Source organism: Halobacillus locisalis, from assembly GCF_013694105.1.
Taxonomy (GTDB): domain Bacteria; phylum Bacillota; class Bacilli; order Bacillales; family Halobacillaceae; genus Halobacillus; species Halobacillus locisalis.
The window spans coordinates 939,222-956,216 of record NZ_JACEFG010000001.1 but is presented as its reverse complement, the minus strand read 5'-3'; the positions used below and the strand labels follow the sequence as shown (position 1 = coordinate 956,216).

General features: G+C 43.3%; 20 protein-coding genes. All 20 read left to right on the top strand.

Annotated features, from left to right (window positions below; translation table 11 throughout):
- Positions 1–5: 5 nt before the first annotated feature.
- The 20 genes from spoVE to pyrR all read left to right on the top strand — a co-directional run bounded on the left by spoVE (position 6) and on the right by pyrR (position 16,976).
- Positions 6–1,106, top strand: a complete 1,101-nt coding sequence (gene spoVE, locus H0266_RS05030) for a stage V sporulation protein E (RefSeq protein ID WP_181471270.1) — start codon at positions 6–8, stop codon at positions 1,104–1,106.
- Between the two features lie 378 nt (positions 1,107–1,484).
- Positions 1,485–2,270 carry a cell division protein FtsQ/DivIB gene (locus H0266_RS05025; RefSeq protein WP_181471269.1) on the top strand — a complete coding sequence of 262 codons (786 nt, stop codon included), beginning with the start codon at positions 1,485–1,487 and terminating at the stop codon, positions 2,268–2,270.
- Positions 2,254–2,955 (top strand): DUF881 domain-containing protein, encoded by a 702-nt coding sequence (locus H0266_RS05020; RefSeq protein ID WP_181471268.1) that lies wholly within the window; start codon positions 2,254–2,256, stop codon positions 2,953–2,955. The genes H0266_RS05025 and H0266_RS05020 overlap by 17 nt, the downstream gene beginning before the upstream one ends.
- A 5-nt stretch (positions 2,956–2,960) precedes the next feature.
- A complete protein-coding gene (locus H0266_RS05015; protein ID WP_181471267.1) occupies positions 2,961–3,665 on the top strand; it encodes a DUF881 domain-containing protein in 705 nt (234 codons plus the stop codon).
- A gap of 1 nt (position 3,666) precedes the next feature.
- Complete coding sequence (locus tag H0266_RS05010; protein WP_181471266.1) at positions 3,667–4,023, top strand: small basic family protein; 357 nt, start codon at positions 3,667–3,669, stop codon at positions 4,021–4,023.
- Between the two features lie 287 nt (positions 4,024–4,310).
- Positions 4,311–5,600: a cell division protein FtsA gene (ftsA, locus tag H0266_RS05005; protein ID WP_181471265.1), complete on the top strand. Its 1,290-nt coding sequence runs from the start codon at positions 4,311–4,313 to the stop codon at positions 5,598–5,600.
- A 75-nt stretch (positions 5,601–5,675) separates the two neighbouring features.
- On the top strand, positions 5,676–6,833 hold the full coding sequence (gene ftsZ / locus H0266_RS05000; RefSeq protein ID WP_181471264.1) for a cell division protein FtsZ: 1,158 nt from the start codon (positions 5,676–5,678) through the stop codon (positions 6,831–6,833).
- 724 nt (positions 6,834–7,557) lie between these two features.
- Positions 7,558–8,484 (top strand): sigma-E processing peptidase SpoIIGA, encoded by a 927-nt coding sequence (spoIIGA, locus tag H0266_RS04995; RefSeq protein ID WP_281374213.1) that lies wholly within the window; start codon positions 7,558–7,560, stop codon positions 8,482–8,484.
- A 16-nt stretch (positions 8,485–8,500) separates the two neighbouring features.
- Positions 8,501–9,220, top strand: coding sequence for an RNA polymerase sporulation sigma factor SigE (gene sigE / locus H0266_RS04990; protein ID WP_181471263.1), 720 nt, complete (start codon positions 8,501–8,503; stop codon positions 9,218–9,220).
- Positions 9,221–9,477: 257 nt separating this feature from the next.
- Positions 9,478–10,257 (top strand): RNA polymerase sporulation sigma factor SigG, encoded by a 780-nt coding sequence (gene sigG / locus H0266_RS04985; RefSeq protein ID WP_181471262.1) that lies wholly within the window; start codon positions 9,478–9,480, stop codon positions 10,255–10,257.
- A 174-nt stretch (positions 10,258–10,431) separates the two neighbouring features.
- Positions 10,432–10,707: a YlmC/YmxH family sporulation protein gene (locus H0266_RS04980; protein WP_181471261.1), complete on the top strand. Its 276-nt coding sequence runs from the start codon at positions 10,432–10,434 to the stop codon at positions 10,705–10,707.
- Positions 10,708–10,761: 54 nt separating this feature from the next.
- Positions 10,762–11,562: a peptidoglycan editing factor PgeF gene (gene pgeF / locus H0266_RS04975; protein ID WP_181471260.1), complete on the top strand. Its 801-nt coding sequence runs from the start codon at positions 10,762–10,764 to the stop codon at positions 11,560–11,562.
- 21 nt (positions 11,563–11,583) lie between these two features.
- Entirely contained in the window at positions 11,584–12,255 is a 672-nt protein-coding gene (locus tag H0266_RS04970) for a YggS family pyridoxal phosphate-dependent enzyme (protein WP_181471259.1), read from the top strand.
- A gap of 48 nt (positions 12,256–12,303) precedes the next feature.
- Positions 12,304–12,747 (top strand): cell division protein SepF, encoded by a 444-nt coding sequence (locus H0266_RS04965; protein WP_181471258.1) that lies wholly within the window; start codon positions 12,304–12,306, stop codon positions 12,745–12,747.
- A 3-nt stretch (positions 12,748–12,750) separates the two neighbouring features.
- Entirely contained in the window at positions 12,751–13,014 is a 264-nt protein-coding gene (locus H0266_RS04960; protein WP_181471257.1) for a YggT family protein, read from the top strand.
- 129 nt (positions 13,015–13,143) lie between these two features.
- The gene (locus H0266_RS04955; RefSeq protein WP_181471256.1) at positions 13,144–13,917 is read left to right on the top strand and encodes a YlmH family RNA-binding protein; all 774 of its coding nucleotides are present in this window, start codon (positions 13,144–13,146) and stop codon (positions 13,915–13,917) included.
- A gap of 79 nt (positions 13,918–13,996) precedes the next feature.
- On the top strand, positions 13,997–14,512 hold the full coding sequence (locus H0266_RS04950; RefSeq protein ID WP_181471255.1) for a DivIVA domain-containing protein: 516 nt from the start codon (positions 13,997–13,999) through the stop codon (positions 14,510–14,512).
- 352 nt (positions 14,513–14,864) lie between these two features.
- Complete coding sequence (lspA, locus tag H0266_RS04945) at positions 14,865–15,338, top strand: signal peptidase II (protein WP_181471254.1); 474 nt, start codon at positions 14,865–14,867, stop codon at positions 15,336–15,338.
- Entirely contained in the window at positions 15,335–16,246 is a 912-nt protein-coding gene (locus H0266_RS04940) for an RluA family pseudouridine synthase (RefSeq protein ID WP_181471253.1), read from the top strand. Before lspA ends, H0266_RS04940 begins: the two co-directional genes overlap by 4 nt.
- Positions 16,247–16,439: 193 nt before the next feature.
- Positions 16,440–16,976: a bifunctional pyr operon transcriptional regulator/uracil phosphoribosyltransferase PyrR gene (gene pyrR / locus H0266_RS04935; RefSeq protein ID WP_181471252.1), complete on the top strand. Its 537-nt coding sequence runs from the start codon at positions 16,440–16,442 to the stop codon at positions 16,974–16,976.
- The last annotated feature ends 19 nt before the right edge of the window (positions 16,977–16,995 follow it).

Below are 16,995 nucleotides of genomic sequence, written 5' to 3'. Positions count from 1 at the left end.
TTTTTATGGAAGAAAAGCTGAAAAAGCCGGACTTATGGTTGACTGTATCGATACTTGGAATTCTGACAATTGGGATGATCATGGTGTACAGTTCTTCGAGCATCTGGTCAGAATACAAATTTGATGACCCTTTCTACTTTGCGAAGCGGCAACTGCTTTTTGCTTCTATTGGCTTGGTTGCGATGTTTATGCTATCACGCATTCCGTATTATGTATGGCATGGACATGCTAAGGTCATTATGATCATCTGCCTCGTCTGTTTAGCTGCTGTGCTCATCCCTGGAGTCGGTATGGTGCGCGGAGGAGCAAGGAGTTGGATCGGAATTGGAATGTTCAGCATTCAGCCTTCCGAATTCATGAAACTCGGGCTGATTTTGTTTCTGGCACGGTTTTTGTCCATGCGTCAGAAAAAGATGAACTCGTTCCAAGAAGGATTCCTTCCGGGGCTTGCTCTCATACTCTTCCCGTTTGCGTTGATCATGCTTCAACCAGACTTAGGGACGGGTGTCGTGATGGTTGGGACGTGCCTTGTGATGATGTTTACGGCAGGGGCGCGTATCAGTCATTTTATGTGGATTGCAGCTGTAGGAATGGCGGGCATGGTCGCGTTGATCGCCTCTGCTCCGTATCGCATCAAACGAATCACAGCCTTCCTGCATCCCTGGGAAGATCCGCTAGGTAGTGGTTTTCAAATCATTCAATCCTTGTATGCCATTGGACCTGGTGGATTGCTTGGACTCGGTCTTGGGAATAGTATGCAGAAATTTTTCTATTTACCAGAACCTCAGACCGATTTCATTTTTGCCGTGCTTGCTGAGGAATTAGGGTTTTTGGGAGGATTACTTCTCCTTGGCTTATTTTTCATTCTCTTATGGAGGGGGATTCGGACAAGTTTGTATGCTCCGGATTTGTTCGGTTCATTACTTGCACTAGGGATCGTAGGGATGATTTCAATTCAGGTGATGATCAATGTCAGTGTTGTGACAGGGCTCATCCCTGTTACGGGCATTACATTGCCACTCGTCAGTTACGGTGGGTCTTCATTAACATTGACGCTGGCTTCGCTTGGGTTGTTGCTTAGTGTAAGCCGGTTCTCGAGTCGGTAGAAAAAATGCAACATAGAATAGTTCAGAGTCTATGACTCTGGGCTATTTTTTGGTTGTAAATGGTTAATAATAGAGTTGGTTTTGTTACATTCATTGATATGACTTTATTTTTATTTCAACTTCAGTTTAAGATACGGTCTGTCAGGGTATGTACCTCTTGTGAATAAGTACATATGATTTTGCCACTCATAACGTCAAGAATGGAAGAAAAACAGAGAAATTTCTTGTAAAACTAGTCAAACTCTCTCAATAATAAGGTCCTTATTTGTGATATAATGGTAGTACTTTGACATCTTAACAGATCTTCGATAGAAAAACGCGACTGCTGAAGAATTGTATCACGTCTAATGTGTCAATGACTAAGGAGAAATGCCTATTATGGAAGAGAGAAAAGTCGTTTCCATAGAAGAGAGAATACCGAAACTAAAACAATCGAGAAGAAAAAAAGCAAACCGCCGTTTGATTTTCTATTTGACGATTTTGTTCCTGCTGATTGGAACCGTCATTTATTTACAGTCTTCTTTAAGTCATGTGCGTCATATCGTCATAAGTGGAGACCAACATGTAAGTGCAACAGAAATCCAGGAGTTAAGTGGCGTCACAACGGATTCGAATTATTGGCAGGTCAATCCATCCGAGATTAAAGATCAAGTGGTTGCTCATACAGAGATTTCCTCTGCAAAGGTGTCTCGTCAATTCCCAAGCACAGTGAAGATCCAAGTAAACGAAGCTGAGCGAATCGGGTATGTTATGGAAAATGGTCAGTTCAGACCCATCTTAGAAGACGGAACACAGCTTGATGCCACTTCCTCACTTCCTGCTGGTGATGCTCCTATACTAGTAGGATTCACAAAAGCTACGTACTTAAAAGAAATGTCTAAAGAATTAAAGCAGCTTCCCGACAGCGTGTCCAGCTTGATATCGGAAGTCCACTGGATGCCGGAGGAAGGGAACCCTTATCAAATTCAATTGTATATGAATGATGGATATCAAGTTCAGGCGTCAATCCGGAATTTCTCCAATAAAATGCCTGCCTATCCATCCATCGTTTCACAATTGGAACCAGGTGCTGAGGGGATCATCCATATTGACGTCGGTGCTTATTTCGAAGAGTTCAAAGAGCCTGAAGTAGAAGAGGAGAATTCTGATGAAGTCCAAGGGTAAACCGCTTCTACTTTCTCTTGTGCTGCTTATTTCCGGTTTTCTGATCGCTTTTAGTTATCAACAAACAGAAAACGGACCAGAAATGGTGCACCTGACAGATTCAAGATGGGAAAAGGAGTACTTTTACCAAAAACAACTCTTGGATATGGAAGAGAGAAACAAGAGCTTGCGCGAAGAATTGAAAGAAAAACGCATGTCGATTCAAATGTATGAGAACAACTTGGCAAACAGTGAAGAAGTTGTTGCAGACTTAGTATCACGTAAGAATAAGCTACAGAAATTCGCTGGAGAATTAAATGTAAAAGGACCTGGTGTGGAGGTGGTGCTCAGTGATTCAGAGTATATTCCAAATCAGGAACAAGTGAACCAATACATTGTTCATGAGAGCCATATTCATATGGTCATTAATGAATTATTAAGCGCTGGTGCTAAGGCAATTGCCATAAATGGACAGAGGTATTTTAGTGATAGTTATATTGCTTGTACAGGTCCCGTTATTACAGTGGATGGGATTCAACATCCTGCACCATTCGTCATTACAGCGATTGGAGATGAAGAGGTCCTTTATTCCAGTCTGGATTTAACGATGGGCGTTGTGGACCGGCTGACTTCTGAGAATGTAGAAGTTGAACTATCAAAGAAGGATGAAGTGAATATGAGAGCAAGGCTATCCGCTGAAGGGTGAACAACATGAAGAAAAATTCAAAGTGGATGGTATCGGTCATTTGTCTATTCATCGGTTTTATGGTCGCCATCCAGTTTCAAACGACGACCCAACCGGAAGTAAGGGATACGAGAGATGAATGGGAAGTAAGGGAAGCGCTACAAGATGAACAAAAAAATCAGAGAGAGCTACTTGAAAAAATAAGGGCAGCAGATAAAACGCTTGAAGATTATGAGGCTCAATCCTCACAAGAACAATTGGCAACATTGAAGGAATCCATCGATCTATTGGAATCTCGGGTAGGACTGACTGAAGCTAAGGGTAAAGGGGTCGTGTTGAACATCAGCCCCATTTTCCAAGAAGGTTTCTCGTCTGAACAGCTTTATCCATCACTCACACCTCAAATGTTGAGTCGATTGATCAATGAATTGAATACTTACGGTGCCGAAGATATAGCGATTGCAAACGAGCGTTTGACGAATTTGTCTCCCGTACGCGATGTGAATGGCATGACCTATGTAAACAATCGACCACTTCCGTCATTACCGTTGACTATACAAGTGTTGACCGACCAACCACAGAAGTTGAAGGATTATATGGAGGCCAGTCAGTCTCGTGACATGCTCAGTATCGAGAATTTGGATATGGAAGTCGAAACAAGTGAAACCATGACCTTGCCTAAATATGACGCTCCCCTACATCTTGAAATACTAGAAGAAACTGGTGAATGATATGTGGTTACCAATATTGTTTTTACTGATTGGTTTATCTTTAGGGTTGCTGACGGATATAAGAGTTCCTGAAGCCTACTCGGATTACCTTTCCATTGCTGTGCTCGCAGCATTTGATACATTACTTGGCGGCATTCGAGCTCAGCTTGAGCGGACTTTCAATGAAACGGTCTTTATGACAGGTTTCTTTTTCAACGTATCTTTGGCAGCTTTCCTTGCTTTTTTAGGAGTACAATTAGGTGTGGATTTATACTTAGCTGCCGTGTTTGCTTTCGGAGTACGTCTGTTCCAAAATTTAGCAATTATCCGCCACCAAGTAATTGACCAAAAATTACTAACGAAATTCCGAAAAAAATAGCTACAATATAGAGGATATTCACGTTTCCTTGTGGAAAACATTTAATAAATGGAATTTTAAGACGATTTTCAAGGTTGAATATATCAATTCATTTACGAATAGATGACAACGATTGTCTTTTCTTTGTGAATTCGATATGCTTTGTACTACTATATATCTTTATTATGTATAGCGTGCGCGGTGTTTGAGAACGGATAACGGTTTGTGAAATTTTCCAGCCGACCCGTTTTATGACACATGCAGGAACGATATAACTAACATGGCTTGTTACAGGAGGTGCGTCACTGGTGAACCAAAATGAAATCTTAGTGAGTTTAGATATAGGGACGAGCCGAATCAAAGTGATTATTGGGGAGATTATGAATGACTCGCTCAATATCATCGGTGTTGGGTCCGCGAAGTCCAAAGGAATGAAAAAAGGTGCAATCGTTGACATCGATCAAACCGTTCAATCTATTAAGACGGCTGTTGAACAGGCGGAGAGAATGGTTGATATGAAAATTGATCGCGTGGTCGTCGGAGTCAACGGCAATCATATTCAATTGCAACCGTGCCACGGCGTTGTCGCTGTTTCCAGTGAAAGTAGGGAAATTGGGAACGAGGATATTACACGCGTTATTGACGCGGCTCAAGTTGTATCCATTCCACCTGAAAGAGAGATTATTGATGTTATTCCTCGACAGTTCATTGTTGATGGACAGGACGAAATCACGGACCCTAGGGGTATGATTGGTGTCCGCTTAGAAATGGAAGGCATGATTATTACCTGCGCGAAGACAGTGTTACATAATACCTTGAAATGTGTAGAACGCGCAGGTCTTGAAGTGTTGGATGTTTGCTTGCAACCTCTCGCTTCAGGTACTGTTTCGCTTTCTGAAGACGAAAAGAACCTTGGGGTGGCCTTAGTCGATATTGGTGGTGGCTCCACTACAATTTCTGTTTTTGAAGAAGGACATCTCAAAGGGACAAGTTTGATTCCGTTTGGCGGAGACAATATTACGAAAGACTTATCAATCGGCATGCGTACGTCCACCGAAGAAGCCGAGCAGGTGAAAATGGATCATGGTCATGGATTTTTCGATGATGCGAACGAAGATGAAACATTTTCTGTGACGATAATTGGAAGTAATCGCGAACAAGCATTCAATCAATTGCAAATCTCTGATATGATTGAAGCTAGACTAGAAGAAATTCTCGTTTTCGCTGCTCAAGAAATTCAGCGTATGGGAGTTCGTGAATTACCGGGCGGATTCGTTCTAACTGGTGGCACTATGAATATGCCAGGCGTACTTGAGCTCGCACAAGATGTCTTTCATTCAAATGTAAGACTTGCGATTCCAGATTATATCGGGGTAAGAGAGCCACAATTTACAAGTGGGGTCGGTATCTTGCAATTCGCCTATCGTAATGCGAAAATACAAGGAAAAGAGATCTTTCCTGCCGTTTCTGGAGAAATCGAAAAACCACAAGTGAAAAAACAAAAACGAGTGGTCAAACAACCAAAAGAAGAAAACACTGAAAAGAAAGAGAAAAAAGAAGGCGGGTTTTCCAATCTGTTGAAATATTTCTTTGATTAAGAACAAGCATGGAGTCAGTCGGAGGACGGACACACCCATAAATCTTGTAATCTCGTGTATTAGGAGGAACGGATGATGTTAGATTTTGATACTAGTATGGACCAATTGGCAACGATAAAAGTAATTGGTGTCGGCGGAGGCGGAAGCAACGCCGTCAACCGAATGATTGAACATGGTGTTCAAGGTGTAGAATTCATCGCTGTGAATACAGACGCTCAGGCATTGAACTTGTCTAAAGCAGAAGTGAAAATGCAGATCGGTGGTAAATTAACACGCGGGCTAGGCGCTGGAGCGAACCCAGAAGTGGGTCGCAAAGCGGCTGAAGAAAGTAAGGAACAGTTAGAAGAAGCGCTTCAAGGCGCAGACATGGTTTTCGTTACAGCTGGAATGGGTGGAGGTACAGGTACAGGTGCCGCACCGGTTATTGCTCAAGTAGCAAAAGAGCTGGGAGCACTGACTGTTGGTGTAGTTACGCGTCCGTTCACATTCGAAGGTCGTAAACGTTCCACACAAGCAACAGGCGGTACGGAAAGTCTTAAAGGCGCAGTTGATACGCTAATCGTGATTCCAAACGATCGTTTATTAGAAATCGTTGATAAGAATACACCAATGTTAGAAGCATTCCGTGAAGCGGATAACGTCTTGCGTCAAGGTGTACAAGGTATCTCTGATTTAATTGCCGTACCTGGTCTCATCAATGTCGACTTCGCCGATGTGAAGACGATCATGGTCGATAAAGGTTCAGCTCTGATGGGAATCGGTATTGCAACTGGTGAAAGTCGTGCTGCTGAAGCGGCTAAAAAGGCTATTTCATCACCATTGCTCGAAACGTCTATCGATGGTGCTCACGGGGTGCTAATGAATATTAGTGGTGGCGCGAACTTGAGTCTTTATGAGGTTCAAGAAGCAGCTGATATCGTAACTTCCGCAGCGGACCAGGAAGTTAACGTTATCTTTGGTTCCGTCATTAATGAAAACTTGAAAGACGAAATTGTTGTAACGGTTATTGCTACTGGTTTTGATGAAGCGCAGATTGCTCAAGGACAACAGAAAAAGCGTCCTCAAGCTCAGCAACCACAGCAACACCAGCCGAAGTCAACGACGGTAGAGCGCACGACACGTGAAGAACAACCACGTCGTGAAACGCCACAACCACAACAAAAGTCCTCAAATCAAGAGGAAGATACGCTAGACATCCCGACATTCTTGCGAAATAGAAATCGTCGTCGATAAAAATATGAAAAACCCGTTATGCCCCCCGAGGCATAGCGGGTTTTTTGCGTTTCTTACCCTTTATCTACCCTAAGGTGGTTATTCAATAATCGGGCAGTAATCTTGAACACTTGATTTCGAGATGTTGCTGGGTTCGTCACCTTATGAGGAGTAGGGGGGTGGCTTTGAAAGAACTCGCTTTCCTGCGGGGGAACCGGCAAGCCTCCTCGGTCGTTGCACTCCCTGTGGGGTCTCGCCTAGGTCCTTCTCCCGCGGGAGTCTCGCTGTTTCCAAACCACCCCTATCAAAATGTAGTGGAACGAACCTCCTACATGAACAGTGCGTTGGCTAGCAAAATACCCGCACAGCCCCTTTTTTTGAGGTGAACCAGCTCATCTGATGTTTCCGTTCCCCTCATAAAAGCAAGAAGGTCCGGGAAATGGCGAGACTCCTGTGGGATGTACATGACCGGTGAGATCCCGCAAGGCGAAGCCTGAGGAAGCTCAGCACATGCCCACGGAAAGCGAGTCATTTCCCGGACCTTCGAAAACTTCATGAGGTAACGGAAATCACCAAAACATCTCTAAACGGGCTCTTCAAGATAAGGGGGATAATCTTAGGTCTGCAAGGATAGGGATAGCTGAACATTTAACACAACAGAATCTGCCAAAACTTGCTGTTTTGACATGCAGATTATGACAGACTTTTCAGCTGGACAGGCTTATAATTTTCCCTATAACGATCGTTGAAGGAGGAGGTACACATCTACCTTGATGCGGTGTGGCTACTCAATTTTTTGATGGATGCGATGATCCTCAATTTAACGTTGGGCTTAACGAGAGGTAAATCATCTAAACTTCGACTGATCCTAGCAGCTCTTATCGCATCATCGATGGTTCCGCTCACGATATTAATGCCTGGAAGTTTCTTTACGACGAGTGTCGGAAAAATTGTATTGTCTTTGATTATTGTTTGGGTAGCCTTTCGTTTTGTGTCCCTTCGTTCTTTTCTAATGCAGTGGGTGAGTTTTTATTTTATAACGTTCGCCATCGGCGGTAGTATGATGGGCGTCCATTTCTTCTTAATGTCTGACATTCAAGTGGAGGGAGGGACAGTTGTTACGTTTTCAGGCGGATATGGTGATCCGGTCAGCTGGCTATTTGTTTTTGTTGGTTTCCCTTGTTCTTATTTTTTTACAAAGTGGCGATTCAACCAGATTGCAGTCCATCAAATGAAGCTAGACAATATTTATGAAGTAACGGTGAACTGGAGCGGAAAATCGGCCGTTTGTCAGGGTATGGTGGACAGTGGCAATCAGTTGATCGACCCCGTGACTCGGAAGATGGTATTTCTAGCCGATCACCAGGTACTTATTCAACTGTTGGAGAAAGAAGTTTTGGAATACTTAACAATGGATCGTGTTGTAACATCTATGGATGATTTACCAGATGAAGTACAAAAGAATGTAAGGCTCGTACCGTTTCAAGCAGCCGGTAATGGTGGACAACTGCTTGTCACGTTGATGGTTGATTCCATTACGATTCAAACGCCAGAGGGCGCGTTGACTTTGAATCATCCGCTACTTGGAATCCAACACCATGATTTAACCCATGACCAGAGTTATCAGATGCTTATTCATCCACACGTAATGGTAAAAGGCAGAACTGCTTAAATAGGGGGATTCATATATGAAGAAGTGGTATTTTCGTATAAGGCTGTGGTTATACAAGTGGATGATCCGTCTTGGTATCAAACAGGATGAGATCTACTATATAGGGGGGAGTGAGGCTTTACCGCCACCCCTTTCCAGAGAAGAAGAAAAAGAGCTGCTTGAACGCCTGCCAAAAGGTGATAAAGCGGCGAGAGCAATGCTCATTGAACGAAACCTGCGACTCGTTGTATATATTGCAAGGAAATTTGAAAACACGGGTCTGAACATTGAAGACTTGATAAGTATAGGCACGATCGGACTCATCAAAGCTGTTAATACGTTCGACCCTGAGAAAAAGATAAAACTTGCTACTTACGCATCTAGGTGCATTGAAAATGAAATTTTGATGCACTTGAGAAAAAGCAATAAGCTGAAAACAGAAGTTTCGTTTGATGAACCTTTAAATGTGGATTGGGATGGAAATGAACTTTTACTTTCGGATATATTAGGTACTGACGAAGACTTAATTACAAAAGGCATTGAAAAGAAAATCGACAAAAAGTTATTGATGTCGGCGCTCGAACAGTTGAACGACCGAGAAAAACAAATCATGGAGTTACGATTCGGATTGATTGGCAAGAAAGAAAAAACTCAAAAAGATGTTGCCGATATGATGGGGATTTCTCAATCTTATATTTCAAGACTGGAGAAGAAAATTATCCGCAGGCTACAGCGTGAGTTCGATAAGATGGTGTAAAATTAAACTGGATGATTGGTTCGGGATGGTAAAAGCAGGATGCACTTTTGTTAGGAAAAGTGCATCCTGCTTTTTTTGTAGAATCTAAGTGAGAGCTTGTCTTGTGGTTTTTTCATAAGTTGGGAACAGTCGTTGACCCCCTAATGTAATTATACTGATATATTTATGTGTTTCCGTTTTTCAAAATGGCTGATGCATAAAATTTCCTACCAGGGAGATACTGAGAACTGATTATAGCTTCCTGGGAGGGTCTTACATTGACACGACATAAAGTAGAAATATGCGGCGTAGATACATCGAAGCTTCCTGTGTTAAAAAACAAAGAAATGAGGGCCCTGTTTGAACGGTTACAGAGTGGAGAACTCGAAGCAAGAGAGCAATTGGTGAATGGAAACCTCCGCTTAGTTTTATCGGTCATTCAGAGGTTCAACAACCGCGGGGAGTATGGAGATGATCTATTTCAAGTCGGCTGCATTGGACTGATGAAATCCATTGATAATTTTGATTTAAGCCACAATGTGAAATTTTCTACTTACGCGGTTCCGATGATCATCGGCGAAATCCGTAGATATTTAAGAGACAATAACCCGATCCGTGTGTCCAGGTCGTTGCGGGATACAGCCTACAAAGCCTTGCAAATGAGAGAAAAATTAATTAGTGAAACGAACAAAGATCCGAAGCCTCATGAAATCGCAGATAAAATGGGGGTGCCTCATGAAGACATCGTTTTCGCTATGGATGCCATACAGGATCCCGTTTCATTGTTCGAGCCCATTTACAACGACGGGGGAGACCCGATATTTGTGGTGGATCAGTTGAAAGATGATCGTGAAAAAGATTCGGTTTGGCTCGATGAACTTTCTTTGCGTGAGGGAATGAAGCAACTAAATGACCGTGAGAAAATGATACTGACGAAGCGCTTCTTCCAAGGAAAGACACAAATGGAAGTCGCAGAAGAGATCGGTATTTCACAAGCGCAAGTATCACGGTTAGAGAAGGCTGCGATTAAAGAGATGAACTCATCAATGTTTCAATAATACTCGGTGCACTTCTGATTTATGCAGAAGTGCTTTTTTTAGTGTGATTGTTTTTATACGGTTTAATAGATGGTGTGTAGTGGGAAAAGTTTAAGTATCAAATAGAAGTCATCCCCGCTTTTATCACTAATCCTACTTACACGTGCATATAGTGTACAAAGGAGTGATGGGCGAATGAAGATTTCAGAACTGCAGATGAAAGACGTAATCGCGATGGAAACAGGGGAACGTCTCGGATACATTAGTGACCTCGATATCGATACACAGCGTGGCAAGATGAAGGGGCTTGTATTGACTTTGAAAGGCAAAGCCATGGGACTGTTCGGAAAAGAAGAAGAGATGATGATTCCTTGGGATCAAATCGTCAACATCGGTACTGACGTTATTTTAGTAAAAAAGACAGGGTACAACAGCTTATCTGCGCCTCAAAAGTCAGAATCAGACGAATAACACAAGAAATAAGATGAAGAATGTGTTAAAATGGAGGGAAATTGAGGTGGTAAGATGGTAGAACCCTTCACACACGTAACGAAAAGACAATTATCGTGCTTTTCTAACTATACACAGTTGATTGCCGGCTTAACGACTCGTCATGGTGGCGTGAGCGCGGAGCCCTTTGATTCTCTCAACATGGGGCTGCACGTTCATGACCGGGAGTCAGATGTCGTTCAGAATCGGGATCGTTTAGCAGATGAAATCGGTATTCCACTAGATGATTGGGTAATGGGCGAACAAGTCCATGGTGTAGAGGTGAAATACGTCGATGAAAGTGATAAAGGAAAAGGTGCACGAAAACTGGAAACAGCCATACCTGGCGTAGATGGATTAATTACGAACAACCGTAACGTCGTGTTGGCCGCTTTCTATGCCGATTGTGTGCCCTTGTATTTTGTCGACCCAGTGTCTGGTTGGATTGGGATTGCTCATGCTGGCTGGAAAGGAACTGTCCATGGCATGGTCAAAGCCATGACGGATCGTCTCGTACAAGAAGGCGCGTCACTTGATAACATGGAGATGACGATTGGTCCTTGTATTAGCGCCAAGCATTATGAAGTGGATCAGCGAGTGATGGAGAACATTCCTACCCACTTGCAGAAAAAAGTGTCTACATCAGTTGATGAAGGACATTTTATATTAGATCTAAAGGCTCTCAATCATCAGTTGGCCATCGAAGCAGGCCTTCAAGAGAAGAACGTTCATACAACGCGCTATTGTACATACGAAGAGGAACGTTTGCTTTATTCCCATCGACGCGACCAAGGGAAAACAGGCCGAATGCTTGGTTACATTGGTTGGAAGGGTTGAACATCGGGAAGGAGAACTATGATGTCGGTAAAGGAAAACCTAGCTCAAATAAATGAAACGATCGAACAGGCATGCCAAAATTGCGGTCGTACAAAAGACGATATTTCTGTGATAGCTGTGACGAAGTACGTATCCATTGAACGTGCTAAGGAAGCGGTCGAGGCCGGCGTTGAAAATCTAGGTGAAAACCGTAAAGAAGGTTTATTGGAGAAATATGAAGCGATTGGTGATCAGGTCAATTGGCACTTTATCGGTTCGTTACAGTCCAGAAAAGTGAAAGACGTCATTGATCAAGTCTCGATGATTCATTCACTTGACCGCAAATCATTAGCTAAAGAAATCAATAAGCGCGCCGAACATCCGGTTTCTTGTTTTATTCAAGTCAATGTAAGTGGCGAAGAATCGAAGCATGGACTGGCAGTTGATGAGGTGGAAGCGTTTGTCGATCTAATGAAAACCTACGATCATGTGAAAATCGTCGGATTGATGACCATGGCTCCGCATACGGAAAACGAAGAACAGCTACGTGGTGTATTCCGCAAGTTGCGTGCATTGAGAGATATTATACGGGACAAGCATTTACCTCATGCCCCATGTGAGTGGCTTTCGATGGGTATGAGTAATGATTATGCAATAGCTATTGAAGAAGGTGCGACACACGTTCGAATCGGTTCTAAGCTTGTTGGTGGATAAGCGTAATGATTTGGTGGTCGACAATAACATAACCTGAGGTGAGGAAACATGAGCATGAAGAATAAATTCCGTTCGTTTTTTACCCTTGATGATGAATATGAATACGTAGAAGAAGCAGTGGAACAAGACGTGGAAGAAGAGCAAGAACCGAAAACAAAAAGCAACCGAAAACAAGACAATGTGGTTAGTTTGAAAAGCGCGAAATCATCTTCCAAGATGGTATTGAGCGAACCGAGCAGTTATAATGAAGCTCAGGACATCGCGGACCAGCTGGTGAACCGTCGGGCCGTGGTCATCAATTTACAACGTGTCGATCATCATCAAGCGAAGCGGATTGTAGATTTTTTGAGCGGAACGGTTTATGCTATAGGTGGAGATATTCAAAAACTAGGAGCGCAGACATTCTTATGCACTCCAGATAATGTGGAGATTTCTGGGCAGATTTCAGAAATGATTTCACAGGAAACAGATGAATCGTATAAAAGGTGGTAAGAAATGGACTTATTGTTTAGTGTTTTAATTCAGGCAATGCAAATTTATAGCTGGGTTTTAATCATATACATTTTGTTGTCATGGTTCCCAGGAGCAAGAGAATCGAGATTCGGCGAAGTACTTTCAAGATTGGCAGAGCCGTTCTTAGAACCTTTTCGCAAAATCATTCCTCCACTTGGCATGATCGACATCTCTCCGATTGTCGCGATCTTAGTACTGAGATTCGCTACTTCGGGCTTATATGAACTCTACTATATGTTAATGTAATACCAAGGGACAGGTGAACGAGTACAGAGTGCTCTTTCGTCTGTCTTTTTTCTAACTAAGGCGAAGGTAAAAAAACAGAATGACAATGTGAACTCACTTCACTGTATAAATAGAAAGCAGAGGATAACGATGGATATTTATCAGCATTTTAGAAAAGAAGAGCGCCCGTTCATCGATCAAGTACTCGCTTGGCGAGACGATGTGGAAATGAAATACCAACGCAAAGTAAGTGATTTTCTAAATCCACGTGAACAGCTTATTGTCAAAACCATAATGGGAAATGATCCTGATCTAGTGTACGGATTCGATGGAGGTCGTGAAGATACAGAAAGAAAGCGCGCGATTATCGCTCCTGAGTATGAAGTGATTGAACAAGGGGACTTCGGTTTGACTCTATTAGAAGCCTCTTATCCTCAGAAGTTCATCACACTCGAGCACCGTGATGTTCTTGGCGCGTTCATGTCTCTTGGAATCAAGCGGGAGAAACTCGGGGATTTGGTCGTACAGGATGGAACAATCCATATCATCGCGGCAGCAGAGATTAGCGATTTTATCAAAATGAATTTGACAGGTGTAAAAAAAGCAAACGTTGAATTCGTCGATAAACCGATAGATCAGTTGCTTCAGAGTAATGAAGCTTGGCAGACGAAAGAAAATACAGTGTCGTCGTTACGCCTCGACGTGCTGACGAAAGAAATTTATGGTATGTCACGCAAGAAAGCTGGGATGCACATCGATGCCGGGCATGTAAAAGTGAATCATCGCGTTGTGGATGATGCCGCTTTTCAATTAGAAGAAGGCGATTTGATTTCTTTAAAAGGCAAAGGAAGAAGCCGATTAAAAGAAGTAAGGGGCCAAACGAAAAAAGAGAAATATCGAGTCACCACAGCCAAGTTGATTTAATTTGGTGTGGAAGAAGGATTTCGTAAGGATTTGTCGAAAAGGATAATTAGCCAAGATAAACGATGAGGAGGTGGCTGGTGTGCCTTTAACACCATTGGATATTCATAATAAAGATTTCACACGAGGCTTTCGGGGATATGATGAGGACGAGGTGAACAACTTCCTGGACCAAGTCATCAAAGACTACGAAATCGTCATTCGTCAAAAGAAAGAACTAGAACGTGAAGTCAATCAGCTTAATGAACGGCTGGGTCATTTCAACAATATTGAAACCACATTGAACAAATCGATTTTAGTCGCCCAGGAAACGGCAGAAGACGTGAAGACTAACGCCAATAAAGAGTCCAAGTTGATCATTAAGGAAGCGGAGAAGAACGCCGATCGCATCATTAATGAAGCACTTGAAAAATCACGCCGCATTGCGATTGAAGTAGAAGACATGAAAAAGCAGGCGAAAGTATTCAAGACCAGACTTCGGATGCTCGTTGAAGCTCAGATCGATATGATTGAGAATGATGACTGGGATCATTTGTTTGATACAGAAATCGAAGAAGATATTGAGGTCGAGCGTGAACTAAGCTCTCAGAATTCTTGATTCCTATCGCGATCCTACATAGATCGATAGCCCAAATACCATCCTGATAAGAGGGTGGTATTTTTTTATTGTGAACCTTAAAGTGGTTGTTCAGAATAGCATGTCTCCGGTCCGAAAAATGATGGAAGGTGTCCGATATCGTGTGATTCATGTCCGAATTATGAGTGAATGTCCGAAAAATAAGGCCCCTTGTCCGGAATAATGCACCTCTCATCCGATTCGTTCGGAATTCTGTACGAAATAGGCGCCCTTAGTCTGGATCCATATTCACATCCTCACAAAATAAACAAAAGCAATGGTGCAGCAATTTATGGTACAATAGCGAAGGAATATGATTCATGGAGGCCGGCGTATGTTTGTGTACTATGTGATTGCACTCGCAATCATCATCATTGATCAAATAACCAAATGGGTCGTCGTGACAAGAATGGACTTAGGACAGAGTATCCCTGTTATAGAGAACTTCCTTTATTGGACATCTCACCGTAACCAAGGGGCTGCCTGGGGCATTTTACAGGGCCAAATGTGGTTCTTCTACATTGTCACGGTTGTCGTCATAGGATTTGTCATTTATTATATGCAACAATATGGAAAAGAAAGTCGTCTGGCAGGCGTTGCGTTAGCGTTAATTCTCGCCGGAGCCATCGGGAACTTCATCGATCGGGTGTTTCGAAAGGAAGTCGTGGATTTTGCAGATACGTTGATTTTCGGGTACGATTTTCCGATTTTCAATGTGGCGGACTCTTCTCTAGTCGTGGGAGTCGCCCTTGTGATGATTGCGACCTTCATCGATGAACGTAAGAAGAAAGGAAGTATAGAAGCGTGAGTGAACAATATCAAGTTGAAGAACAAGATCAGTCCAAACGTATTGATAAATTATTGACCGATGTGATGGAGGATGTGTCTCGTTCACAAGTTCAAGGCTTGCTGAAAGATGAACATGTCCAAGTGAACGGGGAAGCGGTCAAGAGCAATTATAAAGTGCAACAAGGTGACGTCATTACATGGGCGATTCCTGAGCCAGAGCCTATGGAATTGAAAGCTGAAAACATCGATCTTCATATCGTGTACGAAGACTCGGATGTTGTCGTCGTCAACAAGCCTGCAGGTATGGTCGTCCATCCAGCTGCAGGACATGGAAGTGGAACGCTAGTCAATGCCTTGTTATACCACTGTAACGACCTTTCTGGCATCAATGGGGTAGAACGTCCGGGTATCGTTCACCGTATCGACAAAGACACAAGTGGACTATTAATGGTCGCCAAAAATGATGTAGCCCACCGTTCGCTTGTCGAGCAGTTACAGCAAAAAACGGTGGAGCGTCGATATGAAGCGATTGTTCACGGCATCATTTCTCATGAATACGGAACAATCGATGCCCCGATCGGACGCGATCCTAAAGATCGTCAACGGATGGCGGTCGTTGAGGGGGGGCGAGATGCTGTGACGCACTTCCAAGTCATCAAGCATTACGATGAGTTCACTCTCGTCGAGTGTAAGCTTGAAACGGGTCGTACACACCAGATCCGCGTTCATATGCGTTACATCAACCATCCTCTTGCAGGCGACCCGAAATATGGACCGAGAAAAACATTAGAAATGGATGGGCAAGCGTTGCACGCGAAAACGCTCGGGTTTGAACATCCAAAAACAGGAGAATGGATGTCCTTCGAAGTGGAACCTCCTGCTGCGTTCCGTGACATGGTCGATTATTTGGAGGAACGTTCGAAATAACCGTTGACATCTTTCGTGAGGTTTGTCATACTCATGTATAGAATATAGAGCCCTTTAAGAACAGTCCCGTGAGGCTGAGAAGGTGACGTTTTACACGTAGGTGACGTGTACACAAACCCCTTTTCTGCCCTTATGCGGAAAAGGGGTTTTTTTATTAGAAGGACGAAGATTACAAAAAACGGAGGGAAGAGTCATGAAATCCAAAGCGACCGTATTAGATGATGCAGCCATCAGGCGAGCTCTGACTCGAATCTCACACGAAATCATCGAGCGCAACAAAGGCGTCGAGGACCTCGTTCTTGTCGGGGTGAAAACGAGGGGTGTGCCGATTGCACAACGCTTGAAAAAAAGGATTCAAGAGATTGAAGGGGTTGAGTTACCTGAAGGGGAGCTCGATATCACACTCTACCGGGATGACTTGACTACGGATCACTCAGAGCCTGAAATCAAAGAAACGAACATCACTGCAGATATTGATGGTAAGAAAGTCATTCTCGTTGATGATGTCCTTTATACAGGACGAACGGTGCGTGCCGCAATGGATGCGCTGATCGACCACGGAAGACCCTCTCAGATCCAGCTTGCCGTCCTCGTAGACCGGGGGCATCGCGAATTGCCGATCCGAGCAGACTTTGTCGGGAAAAACGTGCCGACATCTCAAGATGAAATCATCACGGTCACATTGGCTGAGACCGATGAAGCGGACCAAGTGATGATTTACGAAAAATAATAAATGGACAACCTTTAAA

What these genes read in the sequence shown, in the direction of transcription:
- H0266_RS05015 (WP_181471267.1), top strand. Translation starts at nt 2,961, where the DNA reads ATGAAGAAAAATTCAAAGTGGATGGTATCGGTCATTTGTCTATTCATC.
- sigE (WP_181471263.1), top strand. Translation starts at nt 8,501, where the DNA reads ATGAAGAAGTGGTATTTTCGTATAAGGCTGTGGTTATACAAGTGGATG.
- lspA (WP_181471254.1), top strand. Translation starts at nt 14,865, where the DNA reads ATGTTTGTGTACTATGTGATTGCACTCGCAATCATCATCATTGATCAA.
- H0266_RS04955 (WP_181471256.1), top strand. Translation starts at nt 13,144, where the DNA reads ATGGATATTTATCAGCATTTTAGAAAAGAAGAGCGCCCGTTCATCGAT.
- H0266_RS05010 (WP_181471266.1), top strand. Translation starts at nt 3,667, where the DNA reads ATGTGGTTACCAATATTGTTTTTACTGATTGGTTTATCTTTAGGGTTG.
- H0266_RS05020 (WP_181471268.1), top strand. Translation starts at nt 2,254, where the DNA reads ATGAAGTCCAAGGGTAAACCGCTTCTACTTTCTCTTGTGCTGCTTATT.
- spoVE (WP_181471270.1), top strand. Translation starts at nt 6, where the DNA reads ATGGAAGAAAAGCTGAAAAAGCCGGACTTATGGTTGACTGTATCGATA.
- pyrR (WP_181471252.1), top strand. Translation starts at nt 16,440, where the DNA reads ATGAAATCCAAAGCGACCGTATTAGATGATGCAGCCATCAGGCGAGCT.
- H0266_RS04960 (WP_181471257.1), top strand. Translation starts at nt 12,751, where the DNA reads ATGGACTTATTGTTTAGTGTTTTAATTCAGGCAATGCAAATTTATAGC.
- H0266_RS05025 (WP_181471269.1), top strand. Translation starts at nt 1,485, where the DNA reads ATGGAAGAGAGAAAAGTCGTTTCCATAGAAGAGAGAATACCGAAACTA.
- pgeF (WP_181471260.1), top strand. Translation starts at nt 10,762, where the DNA reads ATGGTAGAACCCTTCACACACGTAACGAAAAGACAATTATCGTGCTTT.
- H0266_RS04980 (WP_181471261.1), top strand. Translation starts at nt 10,432, where the DNA reads ATGAAGATTTCAGAACTGCAGATGAAAGACGTAATCGCGATGGAAACA.
- H0266_RS04970 (WP_181471259.1), top strand. Translation starts at nt 11,584, where the DNA reads ATGTCGGTAAAGGAAAACCTAGCTCAAATAAATGAAACGATCGAACAG.
- H0266_RS04965 (WP_181471258.1), top strand. Translation starts at nt 12,304, where the DNA reads ATGAGCATGAAGAATAAATTCCGTTCGTTTTTTACCCTTGATGATGAA.
- ftsZ (WP_181471264.1), top strand. Translation starts at nt 5,676, where the DNA reads ATGTTAGATTTTGATACTAGTATGGACCAATTGGCAACGATAAAAGTA.